Origin of the sequence: Aggregatibacter aphrophilus ATCC 33389 (genome assembly GCF_900636915.1) — a bacterium.
In the GTDB taxonomy this organism is placed as follows: Bacteria; Pseudomonadota; Gammaproteobacteria; order Enterobacterales; family Pasteurellaceae; genus Aggregatibacter; species Aggregatibacter aphrophilus.
On the sequence record NZ_LR134327.1, the window covers coordinates 504858 to 522379 of the forward strand.

General features: G+C 43.8%; 15 protein-coding genes and 1 riboswitch. Of the genes, 5 read left to right on the plus strand and 10 right to left on the minus strand.

Going from position 1 to position 17522, the window contains the following annotated elements:
- Positions 1–4: 4 nt before the first annotated feature.
- Together EL144_RS02655 and EL144_RS02660 are read right to left on the minus strand one after the other, a co-directional pair.
- Positions 5–889 (minus strand): N-acetylmannosamine kinase, encoded by an 885-nt coding sequence (locus EL144_RS02655; protein ID WP_032994936.1) that lies wholly within the window; start codon positions 887–889, stop codon positions 5–7.
- 16 nt (positions 890–905) lie between these two features.
- Complete coding sequence (locus EL144_RS02660; RefSeq protein WP_005703359.1) at positions 906–1610, minus strand: N-acetylmannosamine-6-phosphate 2-epimerase; 705 nt, start codon at positions 1608–1610, stop codon at positions 906–908.
- 254 nt (positions 1611–1864) lie between these two features.
- Between EL144_RS02660 and EL144_RS02665 the strand changes: the two genes are divergently transcribed.
- From EL144_RS02665 to nagE, 4 genes are all read left to right on the plus strand, one after another.
- Positions 1865–2851: a sialic acid TRAP transporter substrate-binding protein SiaP gene (locus tag EL144_RS02665; RefSeq protein ID WP_005703361.1), complete on the plus strand. Its 987-nt coding sequence runs from the start codon at positions 1865–1867 to the stop codon at positions 2849–2851.
- 70 nt (positions 2852–2921) lie between these two features.
- Positions 2922–4772 (plus strand): TRAP transporter large permease subunit, encoded by a 1851-nt coding sequence (locus tag EL144_RS02670; protein ID WP_005703362.1) that lies wholly within the window; start codon positions 2922–2924, stop codon positions 4770–4772.
- A 246-nt stretch (positions 4773–5018) separates the two neighbouring features.
- Complete coding sequence (locus EL144_RS02675) at positions 5019–6152, plus strand: N-acetylneuraminate epimerase (protein WP_005703363.1); 1134 nt, start codon at positions 5019–5021, stop codon at positions 6150–6152.
- 200 nt (positions 6153–6352) lie between these two features.
- The gene (gene nagE, locus EL144_RS02680) at positions 6353–7819 is read left to right on the plus strand and encodes an N-acetylglucosamine-specific PTS transporter subunit IIBC (RefSeq protein WP_005703364.1); all 1467 of its coding nucleotides are present in this window, start codon (positions 6353–6355) and stop codon (positions 7817–7819) included.
- Between the two features lie 81 nt (positions 7820–7900).
- On the opposite strand, the gene bioB is transcribed toward nagE, so the two are convergent.
- The 7 genes from bioB to birA form a co-directional block, all read right to left on the minus strand.
- Positions 7901–8905, minus strand: coding sequence for a biotin synthase BioB (bioB, locus tag EL144_RS02685; RefSeq protein ID WP_032994938.1), 1005 nt, complete (start codon positions 8903–8905; stop codon positions 7901–7903).
- Positions 8906–8962: 57 nt separating this feature from the next.
- A complete protein-coding gene (thiQ, locus tag EL144_RS02690; protein WP_005703366.1) occupies positions 8963–9598 on the minus strand; it encodes a thiamine ABC transporter ATP-binding protein in 636 nt (211 codons plus the stop codon).
- Positions 9582–11210 carry a thiamine/thiamine pyrophosphate ABC transporter permease ThiP gene (gene thiP, locus EL144_RS02695; RefSeq protein WP_005703367.1) on the minus strand — a complete coding sequence of 543 codons (1629 nt, stop codon included), beginning with the start codon at positions 11208–11210 and terminating at the stop codon, positions 9582–9584. Before thiP ends, thiQ begins: the two co-directional genes overlap by 17 nt.
- A 7-nt stretch (positions 11211–11217) precedes the next feature.
- Entirely contained in the window at positions 11218–12219 is a 1002-nt protein-coding gene (thiB, locus tag EL144_RS02700; RefSeq protein WP_005703368.1) for a thiamine ABC transporter substrate binding subunit, read from the minus strand.
- Positions 12220–12260: 41 nt separating this feature from the next.
- Complete coding sequence (thiD, locus tag EL144_RS02705) at positions 12261–13064, minus strand: bifunctional hydroxymethylpyrimidine kinase/phosphomethylpyrimidine kinase (RefSeq protein ID WP_005703369.1); 804 nt, start codon at positions 13062–13064, stop codon at positions 12261–12263.
- A gap of 123 nt (positions 13065–13187) precedes the next feature.
- A riboswitch (TPP riboswitch) is annotated at positions 13188–13275 on the minus strand.
- A 153-nt stretch (positions 13276–13428) separates the two neighbouring features.
- A complete protein-coding gene (locus tag EL144_RS02710) occupies positions 13429–13632 on the minus strand; it encodes a glycine zipper 2TM domain-containing protein (protein ID WP_005700214.1) in 204 nt (67 codons plus the stop codon).
- Between the two features lie 86 nt (positions 13633–13718).
- Complete coding sequence (gene birA, locus EL144_RS02715) at positions 13719–14651, minus strand: bifunctional biotin--[acetyl-CoA-carboxylase] ligase/biotin operon repressor BirA (RefSeq protein WP_005703370.1); 933 nt, start codon at positions 14649–14651, stop codon at positions 13719–13721.
- 159 nt (positions 14652–14810) lie between these two features.
- Here birA and guaB point away from each other — a divergent pair, with 159 nt between their 5' ends.
- Positions 14811–16277: an IMP dehydrogenase gene (guaB, locus tag EL144_RS02720; protein ID WP_032994952.1), complete on the plus strand. Its 1467-nt coding sequence runs from the start codon at positions 14811–14813 to the stop codon at positions 16275–16277.
- 59 nt (positions 16278–16336) lie between these two features.
- Here guaB and EL144_RS02725 read toward each other — a convergent pair whose 3' ends face one another.
- The gene (locus tag EL144_RS02725) at positions 16337–17479 is read right to left on the minus strand and encodes a DUF2827 family protein (protein WP_005703373.1); all 1143 of its coding nucleotides are present in this window, start codon (positions 17477–17479) and stop codon (positions 16337–16339) included.
- Between the last annotated feature and the right edge of the window lie 43 nt (positions 17480–17522).

A 17522-nucleotide genomic window follows, 5' to 3' on the forward strand; every position in this document is an offset into this window, starting at 1 on the left:
AAATTCACTCCAAGTGAGTTAATTGTGTCTGAGCCCAAGCAGCAGCACCGATAAGACCTGCATCTTGCACTAATCGTGCTGCATCCAACGGACAACGATAAATCTCCGGCATTTCTGCCAAATATTCGTTCACCAAAGGTAAATAACCTTCCGCCAATCCAACGCTACCACCTAGCACCACTTTTTGTACATCCATACCAATAACCAAATCCGCGACTAGGTTAGCAATGGCTTTTGCCGAACGGGACACAAGTGCGGTAGCTTTTTCATCCGTTTTTCTGAAACGGGTAAAGACTTCTTTGGGATCACAAGGATCGTCCCATTGTTTGGAAACCGCTTCAATGGCACGGCCTGATGCGATGGCTTCTACGCAACCTACACGCCCGCAACCGCACACAGGCCCGTTCGGATCGGCCAAAGTATGCCCAATATGGCCGGCAATACCATTCGGTTCTGTGAGTAACTGATGGTTTAAAATTAACCCGCCACCTACGCCGGTAGAGACGGTAATAAATGCAAAGTTTTGAATGTTATTTTTATCTTGCAGTTGATATTCGGCATAAGTTGCCGCTTGTGCGTCATTTAATAACAATACCGGCTTGGACGTATGTTTGGAAATGCTTTGTTTTAAAGGAAAATAGGCCAACCCACCTAAGTTTTTCGGATTAAGTGCGGTTAATATTCCTTTATTAATAATACCTGTTGAAGCCACCGCCACATACTCAAATTGAGCGGCATAATCTGCCAATAATTGTGCCAATGTTTGATGCATTGCTTCCACCACATTTTCCTGTGGTGTGCTAATTTGTTTCCGCTGTGTCACTTGGTTCTCTGACACAATGGCGGTCGCCATTTTGGTTCCGCCGATATCTAACGCTAAACAACGCATCATTTTTCCCTCTTAGTTATTTATTCGCAGATTTGACCGCACTTGAAAACCAGCTCACAATATGTTCTAAACGGGTTAAGGCGGAGCCTACAGTGACGAAATCAGCGCCGATTTCAATGGCAATTTTAGCCAGTTCCGGGGTGTTATAACGGCCTTCCGCCATCACTTTGCAGCCTGCCGCTTTCAAGTCTTTAACTAATTGATAGTCCGGCTCCTCCGGTACGGCACCGCCTGTGTAACCTGACATGGTGCTGCCCACAATATCAAAACCCAATTTTTGACAGTACAACCCTTCTTCTAAATTGGAGCAATCCGCCATGGCAAGACAGCCCATTTCATGAATTTTTTTAACCGCACTTTCAATGTCAACCGGGCGTGGACGATTGGTGCCATCCACCGCAATAATATCCACTCCGGCGTGTGCCAAATCTTCAATATCCTGCAAAAATGGAGTGATACGCACCGGGGAGTCTGGAAGATCCCGCTTAACGATCCCAATGATCGGCACATTCACGGCTGGGCGAACGGCTTTTAGGTTATCTACGCCTTCAATGCGCAACCCTGCTGCTCCGCCCATAACGGACGCCTGCGCCATGGCGGCGACGATTTCCGGTTTATCCATCGGACCATCATCCACCGGTTGGCAGGAAGCAATTAAACCATGTTGAATTTGAGCGAAAACCGCTTGGTGAGATAATTTTTTATTGAATAACTGTGACATAGAAACTCCTCTTTTTTGCGTTCTTTGCGGCTGCATTTGGCAGTCATTCTAGTCAGTGGCATTATTATATGAAAATAAAACGTCATTTAAAAATATTTTTTGAAGTGATATTTCAAACATGTGATCTACCTCTCATTTTTGAAATAAAACTTCATTCTCTATTTAAAAATGATTTTTTTGCTTTAAAATGCAAGTTGAGTTGTAATCAATCCTCTTTATATACATTAACTCATTTTAACTACAGGAGTGTAGCCATGAAACTAGCCAAACTTTTTCTCGCCACTGCAATTGCACTAGGCGTAACCTCTGTCGCTAACGCTGCGGATTACGATTTAAAATTCGGTATGAACGCGGGCACATCATCTAATGAGTACAAAGCGGCCGAAATGTTTGCCAAAGAAGTCAAAGAAAAATCTAACGGCAAAATTGAAATTTCTCTTTATCCAAGCTCACAATTAGGTGACGACCGCGCCATGTTAAAACAATTAAAAGACGGCGCGTTGGATTTCACCTTTGCAGAATCCGCCCGTTTCCAATTGTTCTATCCTGAAGCAGCAGTATTTGCTTTACCTTATGTGATCACCGACTACAATGTGGCACAAAAAGCCCTATTCAATACCGCATTCGGTAAAGATTTAATTCAAAAAATGAATAAAGATCTAGGTTTAACTTTATTATCCCAAGCCTATAACGGTACACGCCAAACCACGTCCAACCGTGCAATCAAAAGCATTGCCGACATGAAAGGCTTGAAATTACGTGTACCAAACGCTGCAACCAACTTAGCGTATGCAAAATATGTAGGCGCATCTCCAACACCGATGGCTTTCTCCGAAGTGTATTTAGCGCTCCAAACCAACTCTGTTGACGGTCAAGAAAACCCGTTAGCTACCGTACAAGCGCAAAAATTCTATGAAGTACAAAAATACTTGGCAATGACCAACCATATTTTGAACGACCAACTTTATTTAGTGAGTAACGAAACTTTTGCCGATTTGCCGGAAGATTTGCAAAAAGTGGTTAAAGATGCAGCACAAAAAGCCGCAGAATATCACAGCAAATTATTCTTTGACGGTGAAAAAGAATTAATTGCCTTCTTTGAAAAACAAGGTGTCACTGTCACGCATCCGGATCTTATTCCATTCAAAGAAGCGATGAAGTCCTACTATGCCGACTTTGTGAAACAAACTGGTACAAAAGGCGAAGAAGCGCTTAAACAAATCGAGGCTGTTAGCAAATAATTCTCTTTGATCGTGTGCCTGCTTCAGCAGGCACTCTTTTCCTCTCCTTTATTATTCAACGGAGTTGAATATGAAAATCTTTAATAAACTCGAAGAATGGATCGGTGGGGTATTATTCCTCGTGATATTCTGCATTCTTGTTTTGCAAATTCTGTTCAGACAAGCTTTCCACTCCCCATTAATTTGGAGTGAAGAACTTGCCAAATTGCTGTTCGTTTATGTAGGCATGCTTGGCATTAGTGTTGCGATCAGAAAACAAGAACATGTTTATATTGACTTCTTAACCAACTTAATGCCATCGGCAATCAAAAAAATAACTAACACTTTTGTGCAATTGGTGATTTTCCTTGGTGTCATTTTCTTTATTCACTTCGGCATAAAAACTTTCACAGGAGCCAATTTCCCTATTGATGCCTTAGGTGGTATTTCGGAAAAATGGATTTATGCTTCACTGCCAATTATTTCCGTATTAATGTTGATTCGTTTCTTCCAAGCACAGGCTGATAATTTCAAAGAAGATAAAAGCTATTTACCGGCTATTTTCTTTATTGTAAGTACGGTTATTTTATTGGGCATTTTATTCACCTTCCCTGAATGGTATAAAGTCTTACGCATTACGGAATATGTGAAATTTGGTCCAAATGCGGTGTATGTGGCATTGCTTTTCTGGTTAGTCATCATGTTCCTAGGTGTACCGGTAGGTTGGTCATTATTTATCACTACCCTGCTTTATTTCTCCATGACCCGTTGGAACGTGGTGAATGCCGCCTCTGACAAACTCACCATGAGTTTGAATAGTTTCCCACTCCTTGCCGTACCGTTCTATATTCTTACTGGGATTTTAATGAATACCGGCGGTATCACCGAACGTATCTTTAACTTTGCCAAAGCCTTATTAGGCCATTACACTGGCGGTATGGGACACGTTAACATCGGCGCAAGTCTCTTGTTCTCAGGAATGTCAGGTTCTGCACTTGCGGACGCAGGCGGTTTAGGTCAATTAGAAATCAAAGCCATGCGTGATGCAGGCTATGATAACGACATTTGCGGTGGTATCACTGCAGCCTCCTGTATCATCGGCCCATTGGTTCCACCAAGTATCGCTATGATCATTTATGGCGTTATTGCCAACGAATCCATTGCAAAACTATTTATTGCCGGATTCGTACCCGGTGTATTAATCACTATTGCATTAATGACAATGAATTATTGGGTCTCGAAAAAACGCGGCTATCCAAAAACGCCTAAAGCGACCCGTAAAGAACTTTGCACTTCATTTAAGAAAGCATTTTGGGCAATTTTAACGCCATTATTGATTATCGGCGGGATTTTCTCCGGCTTATTCAGTCCAACTGAATCTGCAGTGGTTGCAGCAACTTATTCCGTTATCGTGGGTAAATTCGTCTATAAAGAATTAACCTTGAAAATGCTTTTCAATAGCTGTGTGGAAGCCATGTCCATTACCGGTGTTGTCGCATTGATGATTATGACGGTTACATTCTTCGGCGATATGATCGCCCGTGAGCAAGTGGCAATGCGCATTGCTGATGTATTCGTTGCCGTGGCTGATTCTCCGTTAATGGTATTAGTCATGATCAATGCCTTGTTATTGTTCCTCGGCATGTTCATTGACGCGTTAGCATTACAATTCTTGGTATTGCCAATGTTAATTCCAATCGCTATGCAATTTGGTATCGATCTTGTGTTCTTCGGTGTAATGACTACTTTGAACATGATGATTGGTATCTTAACACCACCGATGGGTATGGCCTTATTTGTAGTAGCACGCGTGGGTAACATGTCCGTGTCCACTGTAACAAAAGGCGTGTTGCCATTCTTAGTACCGATTTTCGTTATGTTAATATTAATTACCATTTTCCCAAGTATCATCACATTCATTCCGAATTTGTTAATACCTTAAGGAGCCCAAGAGTGCGGTTGAAAATGCTATAAATTTTCACCGCACTTTTCTTACCAAAGGAAATTACGGTTGTTGAACTTGTTGAGCAGAAGTAATTTCAAAAACCCGGCAAGGCTACGTTTCGACTAATGGTTTGATAAGTTTACCAAGCATCTCAACGTCCACCTTACGGATATAATCTAAAAACATAGAAACCTATTCATGCCGTTTACGAATAGCAAACAATAACTCAAAACGAGGTTTATTATGACATTTCAAAAAACAACATTAGCTGCTTTATTCTTTGCTGCAACAGTTTTTACAGCGACAGCGCAAGCTGCCACTTATCCTGATTTACCGGTGGGCATTAAGAGTGGTGCCGGTGCATTAATCGGCGATACCGTTTATGTGGGCTTAGGTACAGGTGGTGACAAATTCTATGCCTTAGATTTAAAAACCCCGAACGCCCAATGGAAAGAAATTGCTGCATTCCCAGGCGGCGAACGTAATCAACCGGTTGCGGCTGCCGTTGATGGCAAATTGTATGTATTCGGCGGATTACAAAAAAATAAAAAAGGTGAATTGCAATTAGTCAATGACGCCTATAGCTACAACCCTGCCGACAACACTTGGAGCAAATTACCGACCCGTTCACCGCGCGGTTTAGTCGGTTCAAGTGGTGCTTCTCACGACGACAAAGTGTATATCGTGGGCGGTTCTAACCTATCTATTTTCAACGGGTTCTTCCAAGACACCGTTGCCGCAGGTGAAGACAAAGCGAAAAAAGGTGAAATAACCAAAGCCTATTTTGAACAACGTCCTGAAGATTACTTCTTCACTACAGAATTGTTAAGCTATGAACCTTCCACCAACAAATGGCGTAACGAAGGTCGTGTACCATTCTCCGGTCGTGCCGGTGCGGCGTTTACCATTCAAGGCAATGATTTAGTTGTCGTGAACGGTGAAATCAAACCGGGTTTACGCACAGCGGAAACCCATTCCGGTAAATTCACCGATAAAGGCGTGCAATGGAAAAACTTGCCTGACTTACCGGCACCAAAAGGTCAAAGCCAAGATGGTTTAGCCGGTGCCATGGCAGGTTATAGCCACGGTCATTATTTAGTCACCGGTGGTGCAAACTTCCCTGGTTCTGTAAAACAATTTAAAGAAGGAAAACTTCACGCTCACCAAGGCTTAAGCAAAGCATGGCATAAAGACATTTATACGTTAAACAACTGTAAATGGAACATCATTGGTGAATTACCTGCGGGCATCGGTTATGGTGTTGCCGTGTCTTATGACAATAAAGTGTTGCTCATCGGCGGTGAAACAGACGGTGGCAAAGCCTTAACTTCCGTACAAAGCATGAGCTATGACGGTAAACAATTAAAAGTAGAATAACCTTCTTTTTAACCTTAAGCTAACGGATTAAGTTACGCTTAATCCGTTATTTTTTTATTTGCCCAGCATAAAATCCAATGGATTCGTGATAGTTCTCACAAATACAAAAGTTTTCATTTGAAAAGAGAAATCCTATCGCGCTATGCTACACAGGCTTAAAACAATTATTTTATGGAATCAAAAAAATTAAAGGAGTTCTTATGAGCGTTCTTAGTTATGCCCAAAAAATCGGGCAAGCCTTAATGGTACCCGTTGCCGTATTGCCGGCAGCTGCCGTATTAATGGGGATCGGTTACTGGCTGGATCCGGATGGCTGGGGGGCGAATAGCCAACTTGCCGCGTTGCTCATCAAATCCGGTGCCGCCATCATCGACAACATGGGACTATTATTCGCCGTGGGCGTGGCCTTCGGTTTATCCAAAGACAAACATGGCTCCGCCGCTCTTTCCGGTTTAGTGGGTTACTATGTCGTGACTACCCTACTCGCACCGGGCGGCGTCGCACAATTACAACATCTTGATCCAAGCCAAGTGCCTGCGGCTTTCGGTAAAATCAATAACCAATTTATCGGGATCTTAATCGGTGTACTTTCTGCTGAACTTTACAACCGTTTCTATCAAGTGGAATTACCAAAAGCGCTGTCCTTCTTCAGCGGAAAACGTTTAGTCCCAATCGTGGTATCTTTCGCCATGATTGCCCTTTCTTTCATTCTGCTTTATGTATGGCCTTATATCTTCAACGCATTAGTTTCTTTCGGTGAATCCATCAAAGATTTAGGCGCTGTAGGTGCGGGTATTTACGGTTTCTTCAACCGTCTATTAATTCCGGTGGGCTTACACCATGCCTTAAACTCTGTATTCTGGTTTGACGTGGCCGGTATTAATGACATTCCGAATTTCTTAGGTGGTGCAAAATCCATCGCTGAAGGCACCGCAACTGTTGGTGTTACCGGTATGTATCAAGCAGGTTTCTTCCCGGTCATGATGTTCGGTTTACCGGGCGCTGCATTGGCGATTTACCAATGTGCAAAACCAAGCCAAAAAGTGAAAGTAGCTTCCATCATGTTAGCCGGTGCATTTGCCTCTTTCTTCACCGGTATCACCGAACCGCTTGAATTCTCCTTCATGTTCGTCGCACCAATTCTTTATGTGTTACACGCGCTATTAACCGGTATTTCCGTGTTTATCGCAGCCAGCATGCACTGGATTGCGGGCTTCGGCTTCAGCGCAGGTTTAGTGGATATGGTGCTATCTTCACGTAACCCATTAGCCGTTGATTGGTACATGTTATTAGTACAAGGTTTGGTATTCTTCACCATTTACTACTTGGTGTTCCGCTTTGCTATCCAAGCCTTCAACTTAAAAACCATTGGTCGTACGGAAGAGGCTGAAGAGTCTGTAGCGGCACAACCGGTAACCAACCAATCACGCGAAGAAAGAGCGGTCAAATTTATTGACGCTTTAGGGGGAGCCGATAACTTCAAAACTATCGATGCTTGTATTACCCGTTTACGCTTGACCTTAGTTGATCGTGAGAAAATCAATGAAGAACAATTAAAAGTTCTCGGTTCTAAAGGCAACGTAAAACTCGGCAACGATGGTTTACAAGTGATTCTTGGCCCAGAAGCCGAACTTGTCGCAGAAGCAATTAAGGCGAAAGTGAAATAATTTCAAATACAACAAAAATCCTTAAACACACAAAAGCCACTTTGACTTCAAAGTGGCTTTTTTATTCGTTTCCATCAAGCATCAACGCAAATGCTTATTCTCTTCCGTTTCCGGTTCTAAATCGAGTTTTTCCATCAACAAACGGTCGCCGTCCTCTTCTGGGTTGCTGGTTACGAGCAGTTTGTCGCCGTAGAAAATGGAGTTAGCTCCAGCCATAAAGCACATTGCCTGCATTTCTTCGCTCATGCCTTGGCGACCGGCGGATAAGCGGACGTAACTGTTTGGCATAGTGATACGCGCCACGGCGATAGTGCGCACGAATTCTGTCCAGTCCAAATCTTCTGCATCGGCAAGCGGTGTGCCTTCGATTTTCACTAATTGGTTGATAGGAACGGATTCCGGTTGCGGATCCAAATTCGCCAGGCTGGCAATGAGTCCTGCGCGTTCTTTGCGGGTTTCGTTCATGCCCACAATCCCACCGCAACAGACTTTCAAACCGGCTTTACGCACTTTGCCTAAGGTACTGATACGGTCGTCAAAACGGCGCGTGCCAATCACTTCACTGTAATGCTCCGGCGCGGTGTCTAGGTTGTGGTTATAATAATCCAAGCCTGCGTCTTTTAATTCTTCCGCCATGCCGTCTTGCAATAAGCCGAAGGTACCGCAAGTTTCCATACCGAGGGATTTCACCGCCTTGATGATTTCCGTCACTTTGGCGATATCTTTTGGTTTCGGGCCGCGCCACGCGGCACCCATGCAAAAACGCCCTGCGCCACGGGCTTTGGCGATTTTGGCTTTCGCAACGATTTCTTCTACATCTAATAATTGTTGATTTTGCACGCCTGTTTGATAACGCGCCGATTGCGGACAATAACCACAATCCTCCGGGCAACCGCCGGTTTTAATCGACATTAAGGTAGAAAGCTGAATGGCGCGTGGGTTAAAGTTTTTGCGATGAACTTGCGCCGCACGATAGACCAAATCCAAAAACGGCGTTTCAAACAACGCTTCCACTTTGCACACAGACCAATATTCCACGCTTGGGTGGGGAGTGATAGAGTAAATTTGTAGAGTACTGCTTAACATAGTTTTCCTTTAAGTAGAAAACACTTTTTAAAAGTGCGGTACATTTTATGCGTATTTTTATTCTTGGGTTATCCGACCATTTTCCACACGAATCATCCGATCAACATTGCCTTTCAACTCGGAAGGTTGATGGGTGACAAGCAATAAGGTCAGATTTTTGCGTTGGCAAAGTTGGTCGATTAAATCCAACATTTCGCTCCGCAAAGCCGGATCGAGCGCGGAGAACGGCTCGTCCAACAATAAAATCGGCTTATCGCGCAACAAACAACGGGCCAAGGCGACACGCTGTTTTTGTCCGCCGGAAAGGCTGTTTGGTTGACGGTTCAAAAAATCCGTTAAACCCACAGCGGCGGCTACTTGTTCAAGCTGTTGTTGCTCAAGTGCGGTCAATTTTAACGATATTTTTAAGCCTAACGCCAAATTTTTCCAAACGGTTAAGTGCGGAAACACATTGTTCTCTTGAAACAAAATAGACACAGGGCGTCCATAAGGCGCGCTTTGCGTATGATTTTCACCGTTGAGCCAAACTTCGCCACGGGTCGGCAAAACAAAGCCGGCAATCAAATTAAGCAAGGTACTTTTGCCTGCACCACTTGGCCCGATAATGGCAATACGCTCCCCTGCCGCCACGTGCAAATCAAACGTCATGGGCATGATGTTATCGGCTAAAAATACCTTATCTAAACGAATCATACTGTTCCTTTTGTTGTTCGTCTTTTTGTTGCTCAAGCAAGGCAAATATTATGCCGCACAATAACAGCAAAATGCCTGCGGTAACTGCCGCTTCTGCGTTGCGATAGCTACCTAATTGTTGATACAACAAATGTGGCAACGAGGTAAAATCTTGATTACCGAATAACGCAATGGCGGTGAAATCCCCTAACGATAGCGCGAATGCCAAGGCAAGTGCGTATTTTATCGGCGTGCGCAGATCGTGCCATTCAATTAAACGAAATCGCTGCCAGCCTACAATGCCAAGGGAATTACACAGGCGTTCGTAATATTGCATATTATTGTTAAACGGCACACTTAAAATTCGTAACACAAAGGGCATCGCACTTAACGCGTTACAAACCACCACAATGGCAAATAAATAAGCGTTGTTAAAGTCAATTTCACGCAACAATAAAAACAACCCCATAGCGAGAACTAAAATGGGAATCGCCAAAATCACCATGCCTGCATTAATAATAAAGTGCGCGGTTTTCACATAATACAACCATTGCAAACGACGGGATAACAACAATAACGCCACCGCCATAAGCAATGCCAACAAGGCGGAAGCCGGCGCGATAGTTAAGGAATAGGCTAAAGCCTTCCAAAGTTGCGGGTTTTGCCATGCAGCGAGCCATTTTTCCGATGTTAGCGCGCCGATAATAATATTCAATAACGGCGACAACATAAATAACACAAATAGGGCAAGCAAAAAAATGTGGAAAATTTTCACCGCACTTTGCGGCCGGGTAAACCAACGATAGCCACTGCTCAAACTGGTTTGCGTTGTACGGCTAAACCAACTGCTCACACTAAACAGTAACAGACAAAAAATAAATTGTAACAACGCAAACAACGCCGCCTTCGGCAAATCAAACTCAAACAAAATCGCCTGATAAATGGCAGTTTCCAGCGTGGTATATTGCGGCCCGCCACCGAGTGTTAACACGACAGTGAAACTGGTGAAACATAACATGAAAATCAGGCTGAACGAAGGCAGAATTTGTTGGCGTAAATAATACCATTCCACTAAACGCACAAAGCGCCATCCACGTATATTTAGTTGTGCCGCCAGTTGGTGTTGTTGGTAAGGAATCGCTTCCAAACTTTGCAGAAAGAGTTTGGTCGCAAGCGGAATGTTAAAAAAGACATGAGCAATTAAAATGCCCGACAAGCCGTAAATGCTCCCCGCCCAAGTGCGGTCAAAAAAATGCAAGATTTGCGCAATCCAACCCGACGCGCCATACACGCCGATTAACCCGAAAATGGCGACCAACACCGGCAATACAAAGGTGAGCGACATGATTTTCAGCAAAAAATTTTTGCCGATAAAATCCATATAATAAAACGCACGCGCCAACAGCATACCGAAAAACAAAGACAACAATGCCGAAAGCAAGGCCTGCCCTAAACTAAAGGCAATAACATGGTGCAAATAAGCATCATGAAAAATCAGTCGCCAGTCATAGCTGCCTTCCGCCAACACAGCACGCAACGCACCCGTATAAAACAGCGTGATAAATAAAATAACAAACATTCCGCCCAGATAATGACGTGGGCGGAATTGTGAGTTGGAAAACAACGCAAACATTAATGGATTACTTTGTTAAGGTGGTTTGCCATTGGCTGATCCATCTTTTTAACGCGTCCGATGTTGCCGCCGAAGTGTCCAAAAAGGTTTCTTGTAGTTTTTGCGCTTTTAAGGCATCAAAGTGCGGTTCCACCGCTTCTTGAATCACCGGGAACATCACATTGGCGCTGACAATGTGTTTTTGTGCTTCAGGTGTGATCAAATACGCCATAAATTGATCGGCACATTGGTTCTTATGCTCCACCACCCGTGCCGCCAATTCTACTTGCATCACATTGCCTTCGACAAACTGTGTGGCTGCGTAATTTTCTTTATTTTCAAATAATTGGTGATATAACGGCGATGTGCTGTAGCTTAACACCACATCCGCCTCACCTTTCAAAAAGGCACCATAAGTGTCAGACCAGCCTTTACCTACCGTCACCGTGTGTTTGGCCAATTGTTGCCACGCCTGCGCCACTTGTTCTGCCGGGTAAACGGTATTCATCCACACCAACAAACCACGACCGACACTGCTGGTGCGTGGGTCTTGATAGATGACACGCAAATCTTCACGTTCGACCAATTCTTTTAAACTTTTCGGCGGATTCTTGACTTTATCTTTGTCATACACAAACGCATAAGTACCAAAATCATAAGGCAGGAAGGTGTTGTCTTGCCATTGGGTCGGCAAACTGAGTTTGCTTAAATCCACGTGATTGATATCAAACAGTTTGCTTTTTTTGGCCTCTTCCAACACAAAATTATCCAAACCTAACACAATGTCTGCCTTGGTTTTATGCCCTTCCAAACGCACTCGATTAAACAGCGTACCGCCACTTTCAAAAGGCATATAATTCACTTTGCACAGCGGGTATTTTTGCTCAAATCCCTGTTTTATTTTCGGCCCGGCGCCCCAGTCGGAAGTGAAGGAATCGTAGGTATAAATATTCACGTTTTGCGCCTGTTGGCCGGCTAAAACGGCAGTGGAAAATGAAAGTGCGGTGAAAAATAAAATTGTTTTTTTCATAACAAGTCCTTAGTGAGATTAAATTGACGTTAAATTAAACCTTATTCTTGATATGTCCAATGATTGATCGGCCCATGTCCGTGGCCAATATTTAACGGGTGGCTAATGACGGCACCGATATACGCCTTGGCGGTTTGCACGGCGGATCGAATATCCGCCCCTTTGGCTAATTCTGCAGTGAGGCAGGCGGAAAACGTGCAACCTGTGCCGTGAGTGTGTGGCGTCGGATAGCGTGGCGATTGCAAAACAAAATGTTCGTTAGGGGTAAAAATCCAATCGCAACACTCCGCGCTTTGCGAATTGCCGCTATGTCCACCTTTAATTACCACCGTTTTTACGCCCTGCGCCTGCAACATTTGCGCGGCTCGTTGGGCGCTTTGCTCATCCACAATGTCTATGCCGGTTAATGCCATCGCTTCCGGTAAATTCGGAGTAATCACCTCCGCCTGCGGCAATAAAAATTTAACCAAAGAATCCACCGCACTTTGTTGCAGCAACGGCGCACCGCCTTTGGCAATCATCACAGGATCCAACACCAACGGTCTAAAATCATATTGCGTTAATGCCTCAGCGACACACTCGATTATTTCTGCCGTGCCTAACATACCGATTTTAAAGGCGCTAATCGTGAAATCATCGGCGATAGCTTTCAGCTGGCTTTGAATGGTTTGCAGGGGAATGGGGTGAATATCAAACACGCCCAACGTGTTTTGCGCAGTAATTGCCGTAATCACCGATGTGCCGAACACGCCACGCATTTGAAAAGTTTTTAGATCAGCTTGAATGCCGGCGCCACCACCGCTGTCCGAGCCGGCAATGGTTAAAGCTTGAACGATGTTACTCATAATATCCTCCGCGATTTAACGAAGAGGAAACACATAAACCATATTGCATAATTGTTCCTTTATTTAAGGAAAAGAGTGAATTGGCAATAATGACGAATGAAGATGAGAGAAAAGAAAGGAAATTTGATTCTCCGATTAGTTTCCTACGTCAGTATTAACTGTATCAGGTTCACGGGTATTATCTCAGCACGAAGCACCCCGACTAATAACGGCTTTCAGTCTATCGATTTTGGCTATGCGTGACAAGAGGACAACGGAATTTTCATGGAAAAATGTAATTGAAGAGAATGAGTTAAAAAAAGTGCGGTCAGAAACACATTTATTTCTGACCGCACTTTTTATTGATTGGTGTAGATAAGTCTGATTACTTACCGACTTGGCTACCGATTAAGCCGCCTAATGCCGCACCACCTAGGGTTGCGCCGGTTGAGCCACCGATTACATTACCGGCCACACCACCAACCGCAGCACCAATCGCAGTATTTTTCTGCGTTCTGCTTAAATTGTGGCAACCGGTTAACGCGACAGCTAAGGTAACAATACCGAGAATTTGAACAATCTTTTTCATTTTAAAACCTCATTAGTTGCTTAAATGATATGAGTAATGTTCTTGTTTATACTCAGCACGTTAGACTGAGCTTTTGCTAAAAAGTTTTACTTTTTACGCAATGACACCTCGCCGGCATTAAAGTACCGAACGCCATCTTGCGTCATTAAACACAAATGGCCACTGCTATTGATACCTTGGTCAATGCCGGAAATCATGCTCTTTTCAGTAATCACATTCACTTCCGTACCGAAATACGCATCATGTTCCAACCATTGTTGTTGTATTTCCGCGTCAATACCGTGCTGCTCAAAATGAGACAAATAACGATAAATGGTTTTCACCATTTGGATAATGATCTGTTCACGATCGATATCGGGAAAAAACTCACTTAATTCCGCCCACGGCTGGTCGATATGCTTTTCCTGCCCAAGTGAAACATTCATGCCAATGCCTATGACCAAATTTAATTTGCCGTTTGGACGATTGATAATTTCCACCAAAATGCCCGCCAGTTTTCGATCATTGACCAAAATATCATTCGGCCATTTCACTTGAAAGCCGTACATATCCAATTCCACCAACGACTGCACGATAGCGAGCCCAGTCACCGAACTCAAGCCATCTAAAGGTTTACTTGGATCTAACTGCCAATAAAAGCTCAAAATAATCTGCCCGGCAAAAGGGGAAATCCATTGCCTTCCGCGACGTCCACGCCCTGCACTTTGGTATTCCGCCAAGCAAAGATCACCTTTTTGCAGCGTTTCAATATTATCCAATAAATACTGATTGGTTGAGGAAATCACTGGCTTTAACGTGACATGATAAGGCTGCAAGGCTTGAGCTAAGCGCTGTTCATTAAGTAGCGGTAACTCAGGAACCAAATAAAGATGATCGCCTTCCAGCTCAAAACATAACCCTTGCTGTTCCAATTGCGCGACCTCGTTTAACAATTCCGCTTTGTTACAGCCTAAAAGTGCGGTCAAATTTTCCAATGAATTTTCTACGCCACCGATAAGAAGTTCGATTAATTTTGCCATGTGTATTCCTATAACTTGGGTTGGCTAATGTATTTTATCGGCGGTTATCATACGCTAAAAATCCCGTCTTTTTACAATTTTTTCTTTCCAAAAGCAGGGCAAATCTGTATAATCCGCCCGCAATATTTTTTCATCATTAATCATAAGAGAGATATTGCAATGGCATTACGCATCCTAAAAGAAGCACTCACGTTTGACGACGTTCTTCTCGTTCCCGCTCACTCTACCGTGTTACCTAACACAGCGAACCTTTCAACCCAATTAACCTCTACCATTCGCTTAAGCATTCCTATGTTATCTGCAGCAATGGACACCGTAACCGAAGCGAAATTAGCCATTTCTCTCGCGCAAGAAGGCGGCATTGGTTTCATTCATAAAAATATGACGATTGAACGCCAAGTAAATCGCGTCCGCAAAGTGAAAAAATTTGAAAGCGGTGTGGTTTCCGATCCAATCACCGTACCGCCGAATTTAACTATCAGCGAACTTAAAGCCATTGCACAGAAAAATGGTTTTGCAGGTTACCCTGTGGTAGATGCCGACAAAAATTTAGTAGGTATTATCACTGGCCGTGACACGCGTTTTGTATCCGATACGACTAAAACCGTAGCTGATTTAATGACCCCGAAAGATCGCTTAGTAACTGTAAAAGAAGATGCCCAACGGGAAGAAATTTTCCAATTAATGCACGAACACCGCGTAGAGAAAGTGTTAGTTGTGGACGATAATTTCAAATTGAAAGGCATGATCACCTTAAAAGACTATCAAAAAGCCGAACAAAAACCGAACGCTTGTAAGGATGAATTTGGCCGTTTACGCGTTGGCGCAGCAGTTGGCGCGGGTGCCGGTAATGAAGAACGCATTGATGCCTTAGTGAAGGCTGGTGTGGATGTGTTGCTTATCGACTCCTCTCACGGCCATTCTGAAGGCGTGTTACAACGTGTACGCGAAACCCGCGCGAAATACCCGAATCTACCGATTATCGCAGGCAACGTTGCCACTGCTGAAGGCGCCATTGCCCTAGCTGACGCTGGCGCTAGTGCTGTGAAAGTGGGGATTGGCCCGGGTTCCATTTGCACCACCCGTATCGTCACCGGCGTGGGTGTGCCACAAATTACTGCGATTTCCGATGCGGCGGAAGCTTTAAAAGATCGCGGTATTCCGGTGATTGCCGATGGCGGTATTCGTTATTCCGGCGACATCGCCAAAGCCATTGCGGCCGGCGCAAGTTGCGTAATGGTAGGCTCAATGTTCGCAGGAACAGAAGAAGCGCCGGGCGAAATCGAGTTATATCAAGGCCGAGCCTTCAAATCTTATCGTGGTATGGGTTCACTTGGTGCTATGGCAAAAGGATCCAGCGATCGTTATTTCCAATCAGATAACGCCGCGGATAAATTAGTACCGGAAGGCATTGAAGGGCGCATTCCTTATAAAGGCTTGCTCAAAGAAATCATCCATCAACAAATGGGCGGTTTACGTTCCTGTATGGGCTTAACCGGCTGTGCCACTATCGACGAATTACGCACCAAAGCCCAATTCGTAAGTATCAGCGGTGCCGGCGTTAAAGAAAGCCATGTACATGATGTCACCATCACCAAAGAAGCGCCAAATTATCGCATGAGCTAATTCTGCATATAAAAAGTGCGGTCGGTTTTAAAAACGTTTTTTAAATCGACCGTACTTTTTTATTCCTCAAATAAACGCTTCAATTCTTTCTCGTAACAATAAATATTCACCAGATTGGTTGGTGATTGCGATTCCAGATATTCATTGGCTCGCTTCACATAATCCGCATGATGTTTGTCGTGATTATCGATCACATCCAACAGCACCCGTGCGCCTTCAAACGCATCAAATTGGTCGTAATAATAACCGACGCCTTTCGGCAATAATTTAGAATTGTGGATGAACGGATAACCGCCATAAAGCGCATCATTGTAGGCATAATTCAGCCCATTCTCCCATTGATGGCTGACCACAATATCCGTGTAACGGGCAAGAAAATCCGGCATTTGATAGCGCCCTTCTACGGTCATCACGTTATCTTTCACCAATTCTGTGCGGCCGATAAAATTAAAGAAAGTCGGATTGTCTTTTTTATCGTAAGTATTGCACATATAAACATGCCCGATTTTTTCCGGCGCCATACGATACGCCTGCTCACAAATCAAAATTGGCGTAAAACAGGTTTTAAACACATTAATGTTTGCTTCAAAAGAAGCCATTCGACGAGATTTTTTCTCTTGATTCGGTTTATAACCAAAGTCGATATTATGTTCGTTTTTAATACGACGAATCACTTTGTCACAGAAGGTCGGCGCCCAAATGGCCGGTACTTGATAAGACTTGCAACGATGCATAATGGCAAAATAAGAAGCGCACATATTCATATTTTGCGGAATGATCCAGTTGCTATCATATACCGTACCATTAAATGTGCGCCCACCTTTTTTATCAAACAGAAAATATTCCATATCCATAACATAATCGTTGCCCATTTTATAGCATACGATTTTGCCGCCATGATCGTGCATACGGTGCATATATTGCGGTTCAATCACTAAAGTGCCTTCAATTAACACATCCAGCTCATCAATGACATCTTCCACATAAGCACAGTTTAAGGCTTCATCATCCATCATAAACCCGCTTGGCGGCGTAGATTTTTTCTCTGGCCCCCAAGATACTAAAACCACATCCTCCACAATAGAAGATGCTTCAAATAACCGATAAAGGAAAACGACATTTTGATTCACGCCATTCGCCCAAATATCAGGCACGTTGGATTCAAAATTGCAGGTGATACCGATTTTATATTTACGCGACATACACATCTCCGAAAACCATAAAATTCTTTGATAAAAAAATCTC

Excerpts from the sequence above, each read along its gene's own strand:
- EL144_RS02655 (WP_032994936.1), bottom strand. The coding sequence starts at position 889 with ATGCGTTGTTTAGCGTTAGATATCGGCGGAACCAAAATGGCGACCGCC.
- EL144_RS02660 (WP_005703359.1), bottom strand. The coding sequence starts at position 1,610 with ATGTCACAGTTATTCAATAAAAAATTATCTCACCAAGCGGTTTTCGCT.
- EL144_RS02665 (WP_005703361.1), top strand. The coding sequence starts at position 1,865 with ATGAAACTAGCCAAACTTTTTCTCGCCACTGCAATTGCACTAGGCGTA.
- EL144_RS02670 (WP_005703362.1), top strand. The coding sequence starts at position 2,922 with ATGAAAATCTTTAATAAACTCGAAGAATGGATCGGTGGGGTATTATTC.
- EL144_RS02675 (WP_005703363.1), top strand. The coding sequence starts at position 5,019 with ATGACATTTCAAAAAACAACATTAGCTGCTTTATTCTTTGCTGCAACA.
- nagE (WP_005703364.1), top strand. The coding sequence starts at position 6,353 with ATGAGCGTTCTTAGTTATGCCCAAAAAATCGGGCAAGCCTTAATGGTA.
- bioB (WP_032994938.1), bottom strand. The coding sequence starts at position 8,905 with ATGTTAAGCAGTACTCTACAAATTTACTCTATCACTCCCCACCCAAGC.
- thiQ (WP_005703366.1), bottom strand. The coding sequence starts at position 9,598 with ATGATTCGTTTAGATAAGGTATTTTTAGCCGATAACATCATGCCCATG.
- thiP (WP_005703367.1), bottom strand. The coding sequence starts at position 11,210 with ATGTTTGCGTTGTTTTCCAACTCACAATTCCGCCCACGTCATTATCTG.
- thiB (WP_005703368.1), bottom strand. The coding sequence starts at position 12,219 with ATGAAAAAAACAATTTTATTTTTCACCGCACTTTCATTTTCCACTGCC.
- thiD (WP_005703369.1), bottom strand. The coding sequence starts at position 13,064 with ATGAGTAACATCGTTCAAGCTTTAACCATTGCCGGCTCGGACAGCGGT.
- EL144_RS02710 (WP_005700214.1), bottom strand. The coding sequence starts at position 13,632 with ATGAAAAAGATTGTTCAAATTCTCGGTATTGTTACCTTAGCTGTCGCG.
- birA (WP_005703370.1), bottom strand. The coding sequence starts at position 14,651 with ATGGCAAAATTAATCGAACTTCTTATCGGTGGCGTAGAAAATTCATTG.
- guaB (WP_032994952.1), top strand. The coding sequence starts at position 14,811 with ATGGCATTACGCATCCTAAAAGAAGCACTCACGTTTGACGACGTTCTT.
- EL144_RS02725 (WP_005703373.1), bottom strand. The coding sequence starts at position 17,479 with ATGTCGCGTAAATATAAAATCGGTATCACCTGCAATTTTGAATCCAAC.